Below are 13,772 nucleotides of genomic sequence, written 5' to 3' on the forward strand. Positions count from 1 at the left end.
TCACACTAGTCAAAAAATAGCCACCAGGGCATATAAAGCTTTTGAAAAGTTAATGTATAAACAAGGGAAAAAGGTTAGATTTAAAAAATATGGCGAAATGGGATCTGTCGAAGGAAAAACTAATTCAACTGGAATTCGCTACAAGGATGGCAATATTGTTTGGAACGGACTTGTTCTTCGCACAATCGTAAAAAGAAATGACGTATATGCTCATTTGGCACTGAGAGATAAAATTAAATTTGTCAGGATAAAAAGAGAGTGGTTCAAGGACAAGCATGTGTACTATGCCCAGTTAGTATTGGAGGGTATTCCTCCTAAGAAGTATAATAACGAAGGTGTTAAAGATACCAAACCTAATGAGAGCAAAGTTGGAGTTGATATTGGGACATCCACCGTTGCAGTTTGTTCTGAAAACGGAGTGTTTTTAACAGAATTAGCACCTAGTGTTGTCGACCTAGGCAACAGGATAACAATGATACAAAGGGTAATGGATAGAAGTAAAAAAGCAATGAATCCCTTAAAATACAAAGAGGATGGAACCGTTGATACTACTAACAAATCGAGATGGTGTTTTTCAAAACGGTACATGAAGAAGAAAAACCAATTGAAAGAACTGCAAAGGTTAAATAAAGTAAAACGGAAGCAGGATCACGAAATACTCTCGAATCGCATCATCTCGCTAGGCACAAATGTTATCGTTGAAACGATGAGTTTTAAGGGACTTCAGAAACGAACGAAAGAAACTACGGTAAATGAAAGAGGTAAATTCAATACAAAGAAAAGGTTTGGTAGAACTATAAGCAATCGCGCCCCTTCGATGCTCCTCTCTATTATTGACCGCAAATTAAAGTACGCTGACAAAAACTTAAAAAGGGTAAACACAATTCTAATAAGAGCTAGTCAATACAATCATATAGCTGATACCTATGAAAAGAAAAAACTTCATCAAAGGTGGAATAACTTTCATTTTTGTAAAATCCAAAGGGATTTATACTCAGCTTTTTTGCTTATGAACTGCAATGATAATTTGCAAGAAATAGATAGGGAATTATGCGTACAAAACTTTAAATGGTTTAGGGAAAAACACGATTTAGAAGTTCAATCATTAAAAGCGAAAGAGAGAACACCCATTTCGATGGGTGTCTAATAATGAATACGGTTTAGATACGAGCCGAAGCAATCGCAAATAGAAACGATGGTTTCTTTGGTTGTAGAAGTCTAATTGAACACATATGAGTTCCTTTATGCTGTAACTCGAAAAGTTAATAATTTTTCGGGTGAGAATATTGGAGAAGTGTGTAAGTAAATTAGAACCCCACTACTTCATATGTGGGAGTATCAGATCTGCTAATCTACTAGTAGGCAAGTTAACGACTACTAGGAGGTTCAAGAGATGAAAAAATTAAAAAAGCTAATAGTAGCCGCTGGACTAATGTTATCAATTTCAGCATTTACCTTAACAAATCAAACAGAGGCAGCAACCACTCACAAAATTCAATATGGGGAGACATACTGGAAAATTGCGAAAGGATTCGGTATTCCGATTACTAGCCTCATGAATACAAACAATAGTAAGCCACTTATTGCTGGGCACTATATGACTCTGCCAAACTCTCCTATTTCAGCAGCAGAGAAGGAATTACTAGCACGTTTAGTTCGTGCAGAGGCTGTAGGTGAGCCATATGCTGGGAAGGTGGCTGTTGCGGTGGTTGTGCTTAACCGTGTGAAAAGTGATCAGTTCCCGAATTCAGTAAGTGAAGTTATCTATCAAATTTCAAATGGATATTATGCATTTACCCCTGTAGCAAACGGTCAAATTAACCAGCCAGCTGACGTTCAATCGAAAAGAGCCGTCAATGAAGCAATTGCTTTAATGGGTAAGGGAAATGGTTCTCTATTTTTCTATAATCCTGCAACTGCAACAAGTAATTGGGTTGCATCACGTGAAGTAACACTGAGAATTGGAAATCATGTATTTGCTAAATAATTTATAAAGACACCAATCTTCAAAATTGATTGGTGTCTTTAGTTTAGGTGCCTGTCCCTCAACGTAGTAAAGCATTACTGCAGCGGGGAACAGGCACTACCTTACATATTTGGTGCTAACAGATCACTTCCAAACATATTCTTAAAAAAACAAGAATAGGGAGTGTACCTCGTTGAGAAAAATACAGGTTACTTTACGTCCTGTTGTTAGTCAGATAAATTTACCTACTGTTGTGAAAACAGCTATACTTCCAGGTGACTCAACTGAAAGTATATTTATTGCAACCCAGGTTGGAGAGATCTTTTACATAAGAAATGGAAGTCTTCGGTCCTTTTTAGATATTCGCCCGCGAATCCTAAAGCTAGGTGCTAATGGCGGATATGATGAACGGGGGTTATTAGGCTTAGCGTTTCATCCTGAATTTTATTATAATTGTTTGTTTTATCTTCATTATTCAGCAGCGGGTACACAAGGTCCCGGTGCTCTTCCTGATTCTTTTACCCCTGACCCATGTGATCCCAGTACATTAAACCTCAGGTGGAAAAATAGGGAAACTCAATATGATCATATCGATACAGTGGAAGAATGGATACTGCAACATAATGGGCAGCCTCAAAAACGCCGGACATTGCTTAACTTAAGACGACCATTTTCAAATCACAATGGTGTCAATAGCTTAACTTTCTCACCTGAAACTAGAAAACTTGTTTTAACAAACGGAGACGGGGGATCAGGGTATGATCCATTTAATTTAAGTCAAGACAATATGGAAATCGCCGGTAAAATTATTGAAATGGATGTAGATAAGAATACATTTATCAATAATCCACCCGCAGCTACGCGTTTTGATGAGCTTCCCGTACCCATTCAGGAAACGCTTACGGTGATGGCCAAAGGGGTTCGCAATATCCCAGGTATTTCATTTCAGCGATTTTATAATCAGTATATGAAATATGTAGGAAATGTCGGACAGGATTTGGAAGAGGCCATCTATTCATTCGTACAGTATAAACCAATTCCGGTAACTCAATTTACTCAAGCTTCTTTAGGAAAAACCGAACCGTTTATTAACCTTGGATGGCGCGCATGGGAAGGAGCTTTTCCAACTTCTATAGTAAGGAGCTGCTCTGGTAATCAGTCATTGGATGAGAAAACTATTGCTTTTTATAATGAAGCGATAAAAACATCAGCGAGTCGACTTCAGCCTTTAACAACTTATTTCCATAAAGATCCCCGACCCGATAAGTTTGGAGGAACTGCCCTTACTGGAGTGCAAGCCTATATGGGGTATGAGATCCCTGCTTTAACAGGAAGCGTTGTGTTTACCGATCTCGCCCGGCGTGAAGCCTCTCAATCCCCGGCCAGAGGGGTACTTGCTTACACCAGGGTAAGAGCAGATGGGAAACAGAATGATTTTAGCGTGATTAATACCAATTATAACTTTGGATCCCAATCAGCCTATTATGTTAGTCTGGGCGCGAATCTAGATCAAACTAGATTATATCTAGGGGTTTATGGCTCCACGAAAGTGACTGATCTTAACCAAGGAACTGTATTTGAGATTATCCCATCATTCACTTAGTAAAAATGGACTTTATTCTTTTAAAGAAAAATAAGGCCGTCTCTACCCAAATCAGGCAATAAAAGAATGCAAATAAAAAGATACATCCTGTTATAAGAAATGAAAAGAAATCAGTGCCGACTGGCCCCAGAACGGGAAAGCGGAAAACATATAGCAGGGTCATAATTCCTATTGTTAAGAGAATGCTGCCTGTAGAAATAATACTGATTCTCTTTTTGAAAAAAGAAAACCCTGCACCGATCCCAATCCCAAGTAACCCTGTTGTAAAAGGAAATACCATGAGTTCACTTGGCTGCAGGATCAATAGTAACAGATAGGTAAGGAAATATGACATTACTCCAATCGGAAAGGAAAGCATAGCAGAAATCATAATGGGCAGTGTAGAAAAGGGGCTGATGAGGTATCCGATTCCTGGTAAAATGCCGCCTGCCGCCTGAAGTACAGCAGCCATGCATGCAAGAAAAGTTCCAAAAATCAGCCTTGTTGATTGTTCCTGCTTACGATAGTTTAATTGCGCAATTATAACTTCGTCTGAAATTGATTTAAAGAAATACATCGGTCCACCTCATTTAAAGCGGTTATTAACTACAATATATTAAGCTATTAATTGAGGTGGAACTCCGAATAAAACAACATCCAACAAAGCAAATATTGATTTTCGGGGAATTTAGGCCTGTCCAAAGGAAATGAAAACCGAAAAATGATCATTGAGTGGCGGAACAGGTCATCATGATTGGGATGAAGCCCCAGACAAGGTGCAGAATAGAAGAAAGCGGTCTTCATAAAGGAGATGAGAACCGTTCCAGGGTCAGTGGCAGCAGAACCGGTCTTCATAAAGGAGATGAGAACCGTTCCATCATCAGCGGAAGCAAGAACCGGTCTTCATAAGGGAGATGAGAACCGTTCCAGTATCATTGGAAGAAAGAAGCGGTCTTCATAAAGGAGATGAGAACCGAATCAGGATCAGTGGTGGAAGGAACCGGTCTTCATAAGGGAGATGAGAACCGTTCCCAGGGTCAGAGGAAGCAAGAACCGGTCTTCATAAAGGAGATGAAAACCGATCCAGGGTCAGTGGAAGCAAGAACCGGTCTTCATAAAGGAGATGAGAACCGAACCAGGATCAGTGGAAGCAAGAACCGGTCTTCATAAAGGAGATGAGAACCGATCCAGCGTCAGTGGAAGAAAGAGACGGTCTTCATAAAGGAGATGAGAACCGTTCCAGGATCAGCGGAAGCAAGAACCGGTCTTCATAAAGGAGATGAAAACCGATCCAGGGTCAGTGGAAGCAAGAACCGGTCTTCATAAAGGAGATGAGAACCGTTCCAGGATCAGCGGAAGCAAGAACCGGTCTTCATAAAGGAAATGAAAACCGATCCAGGATCAGTGGAAGCAAGAACCGGTCTTCATAAGGGAGATGAAAACCGAATCAGGATCAGTGGGAGAGGAAAGCGGTCTTCATAAAAGAAATTAGAACCAATCCAGGGTAAGTGCCCTGTCCCCCGAAACAATCAAACTAAACTACACTAGGACCGGCAATTTTTATTAAATACTTAATGATCAATTTTCCATAACCACTTCGATTAAGATAATTCCATCTAATGTTCGCAAATTTTCATTTAGAACTGATTCAAACTCATCCAGGGTTCTAGCCTGCGCACTTTTAATGCCAAAACTCGCAGCTAGTTGCACAAAGTCGGGATTCTGGTAGGAAACCCCATAATTTTCTCCGAACATCTTATTCATTTGCTGGACTTCAAGTTTTAACTTGGAATCATTCAGAACGATGATCATAAAGGAAAGACCTAGCCGTTTGGCGGTCTCTATTTCTGCAAAATTCATTAAGGCGCCGCCGTCGCCGGTAATACAAATGACAGGGTCATCGGGACAAGCCAATTTTGCTCCGATGGATCCAGGAATGGCGATGCCCATCGGGGCCAATCCGTTTGAAATGATGAGCCGGTTTGGTTTTTTGGGCTGATACGTACGAGCAATCGAAACTTTATGGGCACCCACATCCGAAATGACAATCGCATTCTCTGAGGTACTATCTTCAATACAATGAAGGATATCTTCAATCGTAATTGGACTGTTTATCGGTTTGGATTGACGAGTGTTTATTTGATAAGCCTTCCTTATTTTTTCCTTGGGATTTCCAAAAGGAATCCATGCTTTAGCAGAGAGATCCATTTGATTAAAAGATTGGAGCGTCTTCTTGATGTTCCCAACGCATTCTACTTCGGTTGGATAGTACTCATTGACTTCTGCAGGTAAGGAATCAATATGTAAAATAGGAATTTTCTTTTCGTTCCAGCTTTTCGGGAGCTTTTCTACAAAGTCGAAACCTATTGTTATGATTAAATCTGCTTCTTGGATACAAGGCAACACTTCATCATTTTCATTAAAGCCAAAAGTAAAATAATTAGAAGGGTGGTCCTTCTCTAAAATCCCTTTGGCCATAAAACTATGAGCAGCAGGTACTTGCAGGGCATTGATAAAAGTTTTAAGCTCCAGGACGGCATCTTGCCTCACTACACCATTTCCAACTAATATAAAGGGTTTCGTACTATTTTGTAAAAGAGTATGGGCAGCTTTTATGATCTCCTCAGCAGGGACAGTCTCAGGTAATGGCTTAGTTGGTAAGGGATTGGCGGGAATTTGTTGTGTTAAAAAGTTCTCCGGCAGTACAATTGCAACAGAACCTGGTTTTTCCATTTTAACCGTTCTGAATGCTTTTCGAATAATAGTAGGCACTGCCAGCGATTCCAACAATTGGGTGCTCCACTTTGTGGCTGGTTCGAATATTTTAACAATGTCTAAGTATTGGTGTGATTCCGGATGGTTCCGTTCCACACCTGCTTGGCCGATTAGCGCAACCACCGGTGAATGATCGAGCTCGGCACTTGCAATACCAGTCAACAGATTTGTAGCTCCAGGGCCTAACGTAGATAAGCAAACACCCACTTTCTTTGACAACCTCCCGTACACATCCGCCATAAAAGCAGCCCCTTGTTCGTGCCTTACGTTGACAAATTGAACTTGTTTTGATTTTGATAACGAATCAGCGAGATCAAGCACTTCCTGTCCAACAATCCCAAAAACATACTCAACACCTTCCATTTCTAAACATTTGACGATAAGATCGGATACTTTCATATGTCCTCCTTGGGAAACTGTTTATATCGAAAAAATAGTTAAAAATCTGATTCAATTGAAGTATTTCAATCATTTGCAAAGACCCAGTAAACTCTTTATTAGTTTAAAGTATTATGAGGGAGTTATTCTTTTTTCTGTGCGGTTTTATTAGGTACTCTTTGCATCCTTTCAGCTCAACTTAACACGAAAATACCTCCGAATATGGTTATCTCTTTGCTTTATATTCAGTAAACGGATTTTATATTTACCTCTAAATATAAATACATTTAGAAACCAGATTGTTAAATAATAAATAACAACAATAAGAGATCAGGATTTCATGACTCAAACAAATGAATATGATAAGAAATTTGTACAAATACAGAAAGGGCTAATGCAGAATGTACACTTTAGAACAATTCCTATCCCGTTACGGGAATACATTCGAATCCTATTTCGAGCATTTGGTTGGTGCAACAGTTGAAAATATTAGCGACCCATATATAGATAGAGGTTATGTTGCTGGAGATGTTGAAATGGACGAAGGAACAAAGCTGCCTACTCATTTTCGTATGGCAAACCCGACCGAAGTAGCCATGGAACAGGAAATACCGGCCGATGATGATCTGTCGTTCGATGATCTTTATTATGGAAGTATTATCGATCAATCGGTTCAACGTATTGAACCAAAGGCTGATCATGAAAGGCACGAAGCGTATCTTTATTTTTACGTTACAAAAAATATGTATTTTGAAGTCCCGATTGGATTCAATGGAAAAACCGGTGAGCTTTATGGTTTTGCTAAGGAATTACTTAATGATGAGTGGAATAAATACGCTATTCAATGATCATAAATTTAGGTAAAGGTTTCCCTCAGTGTAGAAAAGCATTGCTGTAGTGGGGGTGGGGGACAAGCAATAGGTTTGAATTGAGTAAAGAAAGGGTGATTTCAATGAATGAATCTCCAAAAGAGAAGGCAGTGTCGTTTTTGCAGCAAGTTGCCTCAGGTGAAGTACGAGAAGCATATGGGAGGTACATTGGTTCGGATTTCCGTCATCATAATCCATTTTTCCGTGGTGATGCTGAATCTCTTATGCTCGCAATGGAAGAGAGTTCCGCTCAGAATCCTCACAAAATCTTTGAAGTAAAACGTGTTATAGAAGATGGTGAAATCGTTGCGGTGCACTCCTATGTAAAGCAGAATCCGGAAGATATAGGGGGAGCTGTGGTCCATATCTTCCGATTTCATAACGGGCTAATCGCCGAAATGTGGGATGTGGGCCAGCCTATACCAGAAGATTCTCCAAATGAATGGTGTGTTTTGATGTAGCATGGTGTATTCATAAGCTGAGCATTACCTAAGTATAAGAAATGCTCTTTTCTATTTGCAGTGTGAATTAAAGATTGGGTTTCATAAAGATTTAGTAAAGCTTATCTGAAAAATAGGGTTAGACGACAAAATTAGAAAAAAACATTTTTTTGTCGATCATATTATGGAACATATTATCAAGGTTATGATATATTATTAATAACAGTTAACAATATGTTAATCATCAATTGAACTGGATGAGGTGATCAATAGATGAGTGAGACTCTGTTAGGTTATGATGCTAGTAAATATCGGACTCCTGATGGATATACGAGTGATATTGCTGTTTTTACGATTATATCAACGGAAGTCGGTCCTTATAAGCCGCCAGAAAAAGAGTTGAAAATTATGTTGATTAAGCGGGCTGAGAAAACCAAAGAAGGGGAGCTCAATATAGAAAGAGGAAAATGGGCTTTGCCTGGTGGGTTTATTAAGCCGGAGGAAACGGCTTATGATGCAGCTGTTCGTGAATTAAGAGAAGAGACGGGGATAGATGGATTAAAGATTAAGCACTTTGGCGTGTATGACAAACTTGGTCGTGATCAGCGGGGCTGGATCCTTTCGAATGCCCATTATGCAATAGTTCCTGAGAATAAGCTGGTAAAAAGAAAGGCAGCAGATGACGCAGAGGAGGTAGCGTTATTCTCGATGGATGAAGTGTTTCAGCTTGAACTGGCATTTGATCACAAGAAAATTATCGAAGACGCATTATGGTTCATCAAAAAAGATATGTCATTAACAACGCTGGCGAAAAACTTCTTACCAAAGGAATTTGTGCTATCTGAGCTCCAAGGAGTATTGCTAACTGTCATGGATGACCCTTGGTTAAAGCTAGATTCACAATTTTTCAGAAAAGCACCTACGCTTCCATTTATTGAAAAAGTAGTAAAGGATGGAGAGCCTCAAAAAACCAATCGCTGGTCGAAAAACAAAGCGCAGCTGTACCGGTTTAATGATTTTGATCCGTATGTATCGATCTATAATGCCAAATATTAATTTTTTTCTTTATAATAATTAACAATTTGTTAATTAATAATTAAAATCGGGAGTGGGAAAAATGAAAGTTTTAAAGGACTGGTCTTTGTTTGAAAAGCTATGGATTGTTACGTTTACACTTGTGAATGTGTATTTGTTTTTTGCCTGGGATGATACGATTCTCGGGTTAATTACCTCGATTTCTGGAATGCTTTGTGTTGTGTTGGTTGCGAAGGGGAAGATCAGCAATTACTATTTTGGGATTATCCAGACCGGAACCTATGCGTACATCTCTTACGGTTATGGCCTGTATGGTGAGGTTATGCTGAATGCCTTGTTTTATTTTCCGCTGCAGTTTGTTGGCCTCTTTTTATGGAAAAAACATCGTGCAAAACAAACAGTACAAGGAGAAGAAATTCAAGTCAGTGTTTTAACGAAAAAAGGGTGGATTATTACGTTAGTTTCATTCCTCGTCATCTTTGTTCTATACGCTACTTTGCTTGGAAGAATAGGAGGCAATGTAGTCTGGATCGATTCGGCCACGACGACATTGTCGGTGATTGCGCAGATTCTTATGCTGAAACGATTCACGGAACAATGGTTATTTTGGATTGCGGTGAATGTGCTATCTATCGCTCTTTGGCTGAAGGCTTTGATTTTACAAGGAGGAAGCGATGTATCGATGCTTGTTATGTGGTCGGCTTTTCTGATCAACAGTATTTACGGCTATTACAACTGGTCGAAAGTTTATAGACAGCAGAAGGGGGAGGAAAGGTTATGAGGAAGGTTGGATTTTACGGTGGGAAATTTTTACCGCTCCATCAAGGTCATGTGTTCGCCGTCATTAAAGCTTCTACGATGGTCGATGAATTGTATGTGGTGTTGTCACATAGTGAAAAAAGGGACCGGGAGCTGTGTGAGGGGAGTATGCTGCCACATATTCCAAGTAGGATTCGGCTTCGCTGGCTGTCGCAGCTGACGAAAGAGATGAAGCATGTCAAAGTCATGGAAGTGGAAGATCATGATGGAGATGAAGATTACAATTGGGAGGAAGGGGCCTTAAAAATAAAGAAGGCAATTGGGAAGAACATTGATGTGGTGTTTAGTTCGGAACTGGACTATGACCCGATTTTCCAAGAGCTATATCCCGAGGCAAAGCATGTGTTGATTGATCCAGAGAGGGAACAAGTTCCAATATCGGCAACGGAGATTCGAAAGAAAGGTGTGTTTCATTACTGGAACTACATTCCACAGGTTACGAAGCCTTATTTTATCAAAAAGGTCGTGATGTTGGGGACGGAAAGCTGTGGAAAATCAACGCTTACGAGAAATCTAGCACAAATTTATAACACAACCTATGTAAGCGAATATGGCAGGGATTTTTGTGAAGAGTTGGGAGGCTGTGATGGGATTATGCTGGAGGAGGATTATCCGCTCATTGCCTACGGTCATAAAATAAAAGAATATGAAGCTAGTAAAAGGGCAAATAAAATCGTCTTTATTGACACGGAAGCAGCTGTCACTCAGTTTTATTCAGAACTCTATAATCGTAAAACTCAACGGGTTCTAGATGAAATGGCTAGGATCCAAAAATACGATTTATGTTTATTTTTAGAGCCTGACGTGAATTGGGTGGATGATGGATTAAGGGTGCATGGGGAACAAAAGGATCGTGAAGAGAACAATCAGCGCTTGAAGGAAGTATTGAAGGAAAACGGAATTGAGTTTGTGAGCATAAGCGGGAGTTATCAGGAGCGATTAGAAAAGGCGATGGAGTTGATAGGGAGGGAGTTTGGCGGTTATGGTGTTTAAGGGATTTATTTAGAGGGCATTTCTAAGTCAGATTGTAAAAAGACTTAGGTACTAACTATAGTTATATATTGGAGGCTGCTAAATGATAAACATATAGTAGCCTCTTTATTGTGGGAAATAGGGTTAGTGGATTCTAATCACTGGATTACCAGAAACGCGAGAACCGTCCCCACATTCCTCCGAATAAATACTTTTCGAATTATCAGATTATTCTTTACTAATCGTTCTAAAAAGAGTATGATATTTCCAAAAGGAGGTGTAAGATGGCTAGAAACAAAGAATTTGATGAGACTAAGGTTTTGCTCAAAGCAATGGTGCTGTTTTGGCGTAATGGATATGAAAAAACGTCAATGCAAGATCTTGTAGATTTTACAAAAATAAATCGTAAAAGCATTTATGACACATTCGGCGATAAACAGACGTTGTTTTTGAAGGCTTTACAGCTCTTCGAAGAAATTGTGGATCGGAGAATTCAAAGTCGACTTCAACCTACAAGTTCAGTTAAATCTGCGATAAGAGAGATGTTTGAAATGGCTGTTGCATCTCATGATGAAAAGCCTCCAGGATGTCTAATTGTCAATACAGCAGTAGAGCTATCATTGCATGATCCGAAAATCGCTGACAGAATTCAAAAAAGCTTTAGTAAAACAGAATCTTTAATACGAGAACTATTATTACAAGGACAAATGAATGGAGAAGTATCTCATCAACTTGATGTAGAAAAGACTGCTCAATTCATTCATAATTCATTCATTGGTATAAGAGTATTAGCCAAAACAACGAATGATCAAAAAAAACTACAAAACATCATTGATTCAACTTTAGAGGTATTAGACTGAACTTTTTAGAATGATCGTTCTAAAATGGTGATGGTTTTGTTTAATTCTATTATTTTTAGGGATGGTGGAAATAATGAAGAGTTTAGCACTTTTAAAGAAAATGGCAAAAGGGGAAATACCAGGCGCACCTGTTGCACAGGTACTTGGTTTTACTGTAACAGATGTTGAAGAAGGTAGAGTTGTCATTGAAATGGACGCAACTGAAAGATTACATAATCCGATGGGAACGCTGCACGGAGGCATTTTATGTGATATTGCAGATGCTGCAATGGGGTATGCTTTTGCAACCACATTGGCAGATGACGAACTCTTTACAACCGTTGAGATTAAATTAAACTTTCTAAAGCCGATCTTCAAATCCAAACTTCGTGCTGAAGGCCAGCTTATAAAAAAAGGATCTTCAGTCGGATTACTGGAATGTCATGTGTATGACGAAAAACAAAGTCTCGTTGCCCATTCCACTAGCACATGTATGGTTTTGAAGGGGAATCCAGGGAGAAAAAGACTAAAATCAGGACAATAGAATTGGTTGGATACTTGACCTAAATTACTCGTTGATCGCCTGTTTTGGGAAGTATTCGCTCTCCTATTAAAAGAAAAATAATAAAGAATCTCAAAGATAGTATCAAATATATTTTCCGAATATTCTTAAAAAGGTGTGTTTATATGTCTTCTATTTCACTATCTTCACCCCGATCCGAAAGCGAAGTACCCATTAAAGAGAATAAACTGATTTTCATTTGGAGTTTTACGACATTGCTAGTTGTCATGAATACGACCATGTTTAATGTTGCATTACCTTTTATACTAAACGACTTTACCTTAAGTTCATCAACCGCATCATGGCTCGTTTCTGGTTATTCCATCATGTTTGCCCTCTCAACGTTGACTTTTGGCAGATTATCTGATTTTATTCCCATCTCAAGGCTCTTACTGTATGGTATTAGCATCTTAACAATAGCATCGTTAATAGGGTTCTTTTCAACTCATTTTTTACTATTATTAGGGGCTCGAATTCTTCAAGCTGCTGGGGCAGGATCGGTTATGGGATTGGGAATGATCATGGCTGGGCGCTATATTCCCCTTTCAAGGCGTGGAAAAGCAATGGCCATTATTGCCTCTGGTGCCTCTTTGGCTTTCGGGTTAGGTCCTGTAATAGGTGGAGTCATTACTCAATATTTAGGATGGAATTATCTTTTCGCTGTCACTAGTATATCTGTCCTATGTATACCTTTTTTAATAAAGTTATTGCCTAAAGAGAATATCAAAAAAGGGCATTTCGATTTAATCGGTGCTATTCTAACAGGACTTTCAGTGACAGGTCTGCTCCTTTTTCTATCCACGTTTTCCTATGGTATTTTATTAGGGACAGTTATTCTTTTTGCAATATGGTGGAAATATCTTAAAAGAACAGAAGAGCCGTTTATTCAGCCAACACTTCTCAGAAATAAGCAATATAGAAAAATGCTATTGATTGGTAGTTCAGCCTTTTTCATTAACTTTTCCAATCTATTTTTAATGCCCATTATTCTTGCAACTGTATTTGGCATAGGCCCAGTAGAGGTGGGCATAATCATTTTTCCAGGAGCAATTATTGCAGTAATTGCTGGACCATTCATAGGAAGATTAATTGACCGTTATGGGAATGCACCATTGATTACTTTAGGACTTTTATTTTTATTAAGTGCTACGATCATTTTTGCCTTGTATTCTACCATTAGTCCTTATTTCATACTATCAACATACATGTTCGCAAGTATTGGTTTTACAGCACTTTCAACGAGTATTTCCAATGAGGTAACCAGGATTCTTCCGATGAATCTTATAGGTTCTGGAGTAGGAATCGTCCAATTAATGCAATTTTTCGGCGGAGGTCTCGGGGTGACAGTTTCTGGTTTATTATTAACAGTTCAAGAAAGTTCATCCGCAGAAATGATTTATAGAAATATTTATGGAAGTTTTTCCTTTGTGATTCTTATGGCTTTTGTCATATATGGTTTATATTACCGAAAAGCTAAGGTAATGCAGCCAAGTTAATTCCGAATGGAAGTAAGAAGCAAAAAGTTCATACCTTCG

Annotated in this window: 14 protein-coding genes; 12 read left to right on the forward strand and 2 right to left on the reverse strand. The window is 39.0% G+C overall.

Annotation, left to right across the window (positions count from 1 at the left end):
* The first annotated feature begins 52 nt into the window (after positions 1 to 52).
* The 3 genes from CZ487_RS11605 to CZ487_RS11615 all read left to right on the forward strand — a co-directional run bounded on the left by CZ487_RS11605 (position 53) and on the right by CZ487_RS11615 (position 3,569).
* Positions 53 to 1,147, forward strand: a complete 1,095-nt coding sequence (locus tag CZ487_RS11605; protein ID WP_237562868.1) for a transposase — start codon at positions 53 to 55, stop codon at positions 1,145 to 1,147.
* A 246-nt stretch (positions 1,148 to 1,393) separates the two neighbouring features.
* A complete protein-coding gene (locus CZ487_RS11610) occupies positions 1,394 to 1,987 on the forward strand; it encodes a cell wall hydrolase (RefSeq protein ID WP_077212324.1) in 594 nt (197 codons plus the stop codon).
* 172 nt (positions 1,988 to 2,159) lie between these two features.
* Complete coding sequence (locus CZ487_RS11615; RefSeq protein WP_077212325.1) at positions 2,160 to 3,569, forward strand: PQQ-dependent sugar dehydrogenase; 1,410 nt, start codon at positions 2,160 to 2,162, stop codon at positions 3,567 to 3,569.
* Here the strand turns inward: CZ487_RS11615 and CZ487_RS11620 are convergent.
* Positions 3,562 to 4,125, reverse strand: coding sequence for a hypothetical protein (locus CZ487_RS11620; protein ID WP_077212326.1), 564 nt, complete (start codon positions 4,123 to 4,125; stop codon positions 3,562 to 3,564). The two genes, CZ487_RS11615 and CZ487_RS11620, sit on opposite strands and share 8 nt — an antisense overlap.
* Positions 4,126 to 4,298: 173 nt before the next feature.
* Between CZ487_RS11620 and CZ487_RS27490 the strand changes: the two genes are divergently transcribed.
* Complete coding sequence (locus CZ487_RS27490) at positions 4,299 to 4,457, forward strand: hypothetical protein (protein WP_154676028.1); 159 nt, start codon at positions 4,299 to 4,301, stop codon at positions 4,455 to 4,457.
* Positions 4,458 to 5,126: 669 nt separating this feature from the next.
* Here CZ487_RS27490 and CZ487_RS11630 read toward each other — a convergent pair.
* Complete coding sequence (locus CZ487_RS11630; RefSeq protein WP_077212328.1) at positions 5,127 to 6,722, reverse strand: acetolactate synthase large subunit; 1,596 nt, start codon at positions 6,720 to 6,722, stop codon at positions 5,127 to 5,129.
* A gap of 380 nt (positions 6,723 to 7,102) precedes the next feature.
* Between CZ487_RS11630 and CZ487_RS11635 the strand changes: the two genes are divergently transcribed.
* The 8 genes from CZ487_RS11635 (at position 7,103) to CZ487_RS11670 (ending at position 13,733) form a co-directional block, all read left to right on the forward strand.
* Complete coding sequence (locus tag CZ487_RS11635; RefSeq protein WP_077212329.1) at positions 7,103 to 7,549, forward strand: hypothetical protein; 447 nt, start codon at positions 7,103 to 7,105, stop codon at positions 7,547 to 7,549.
* Positions 7,550 to 7,653: 104 nt separating this feature from the next.
* Positions 7,654 to 8,031 carry a nuclear transport factor 2 family protein gene (locus CZ487_RS11640; RefSeq protein ID WP_077212330.1) on the forward strand — a complete coding sequence of 126 codons (378 nt, stop codon included), beginning with the start codon at positions 7,654 to 7,656 and terminating at the stop codon, positions 8,029 to 8,031.
* A gap of 252 nt (positions 8,032 to 8,283) precedes the next feature.
* Positions 8,284 to 9,066, forward strand: a complete 783-nt coding sequence (locus tag CZ487_RS11645) for an NUDIX domain-containing protein (protein WP_077212331.1) — start codon at positions 8,284 to 8,286, stop codon at positions 9,064 to 9,066.
* A gap of 61 nt (positions 9,067 to 9,127) precedes the next feature.
* Positions 9,128 to 9,826 carry a nicotinamide riboside transporter PnuC gene (gene pnuC, locus CZ487_RS11650; protein ID WP_077212332.1) on the forward strand — a complete coding sequence of 233 codons (699 nt, stop codon included), beginning with the start codon at positions 9,128 to 9,130 and terminating at the stop codon, positions 9,824 to 9,826.
* Positions 9,823 to 10,857 (forward strand): multifunctional transcriptional regulator/nicotinamide-nucleotide adenylyltransferase/ribosylnicotinamide kinase NadR, encoded by a 1,035-nt coding sequence (nadR, locus tag CZ487_RS11655; RefSeq protein WP_077212333.1) that lies wholly within the window; start codon positions 9,823 to 9,825, stop codon positions 10,855 to 10,857. Before pnuC ends, nadR begins: the two co-directional genes overlap by 4 nt.
* A 263-nt stretch (positions 10,858 to 11,120) precedes the next feature.
* Entirely contained in the window at positions 11,121 to 11,696 is a 576-nt protein-coding gene (locus CZ487_RS11660; protein ID WP_077212334.1) for a TetR/AcrR family transcriptional regulator, read from the forward strand.
* A 73-nt stretch (positions 11,697 to 11,769) separates the two neighbouring features.
* Positions 11,770 to 12,219, forward strand: a complete 450-nt coding sequence (locus CZ487_RS11665) for a PaaI family thioesterase (RefSeq protein WP_077212335.1) — start codon at positions 11,770 to 11,772, stop codon at positions 12,217 to 12,219.
* Between the two features lie 143 nt (positions 12,220 to 12,362).
* On the forward strand, positions 12,363 to 13,733 hold the full coding sequence (locus tag CZ487_RS11670; protein WP_077212336.1) for an MFS transporter: 1,371 nt from the start codon (positions 12,363 to 12,365) through the stop codon (positions 13,731 to 13,733).
* The last annotated feature ends 39 nt before the right edge of the window (positions 13,734 to 13,772 follow it).

The sequence above is a fragment of the Robertmurraya dakarensis genome, assembly GCF_900156875.1.
Classification (GTDB): domain Bacteria; phylum Bacillota; class Bacilli; order Bacillales; family Cytobacillaceae; genus Robertmurraya; species Robertmurraya dakarensis.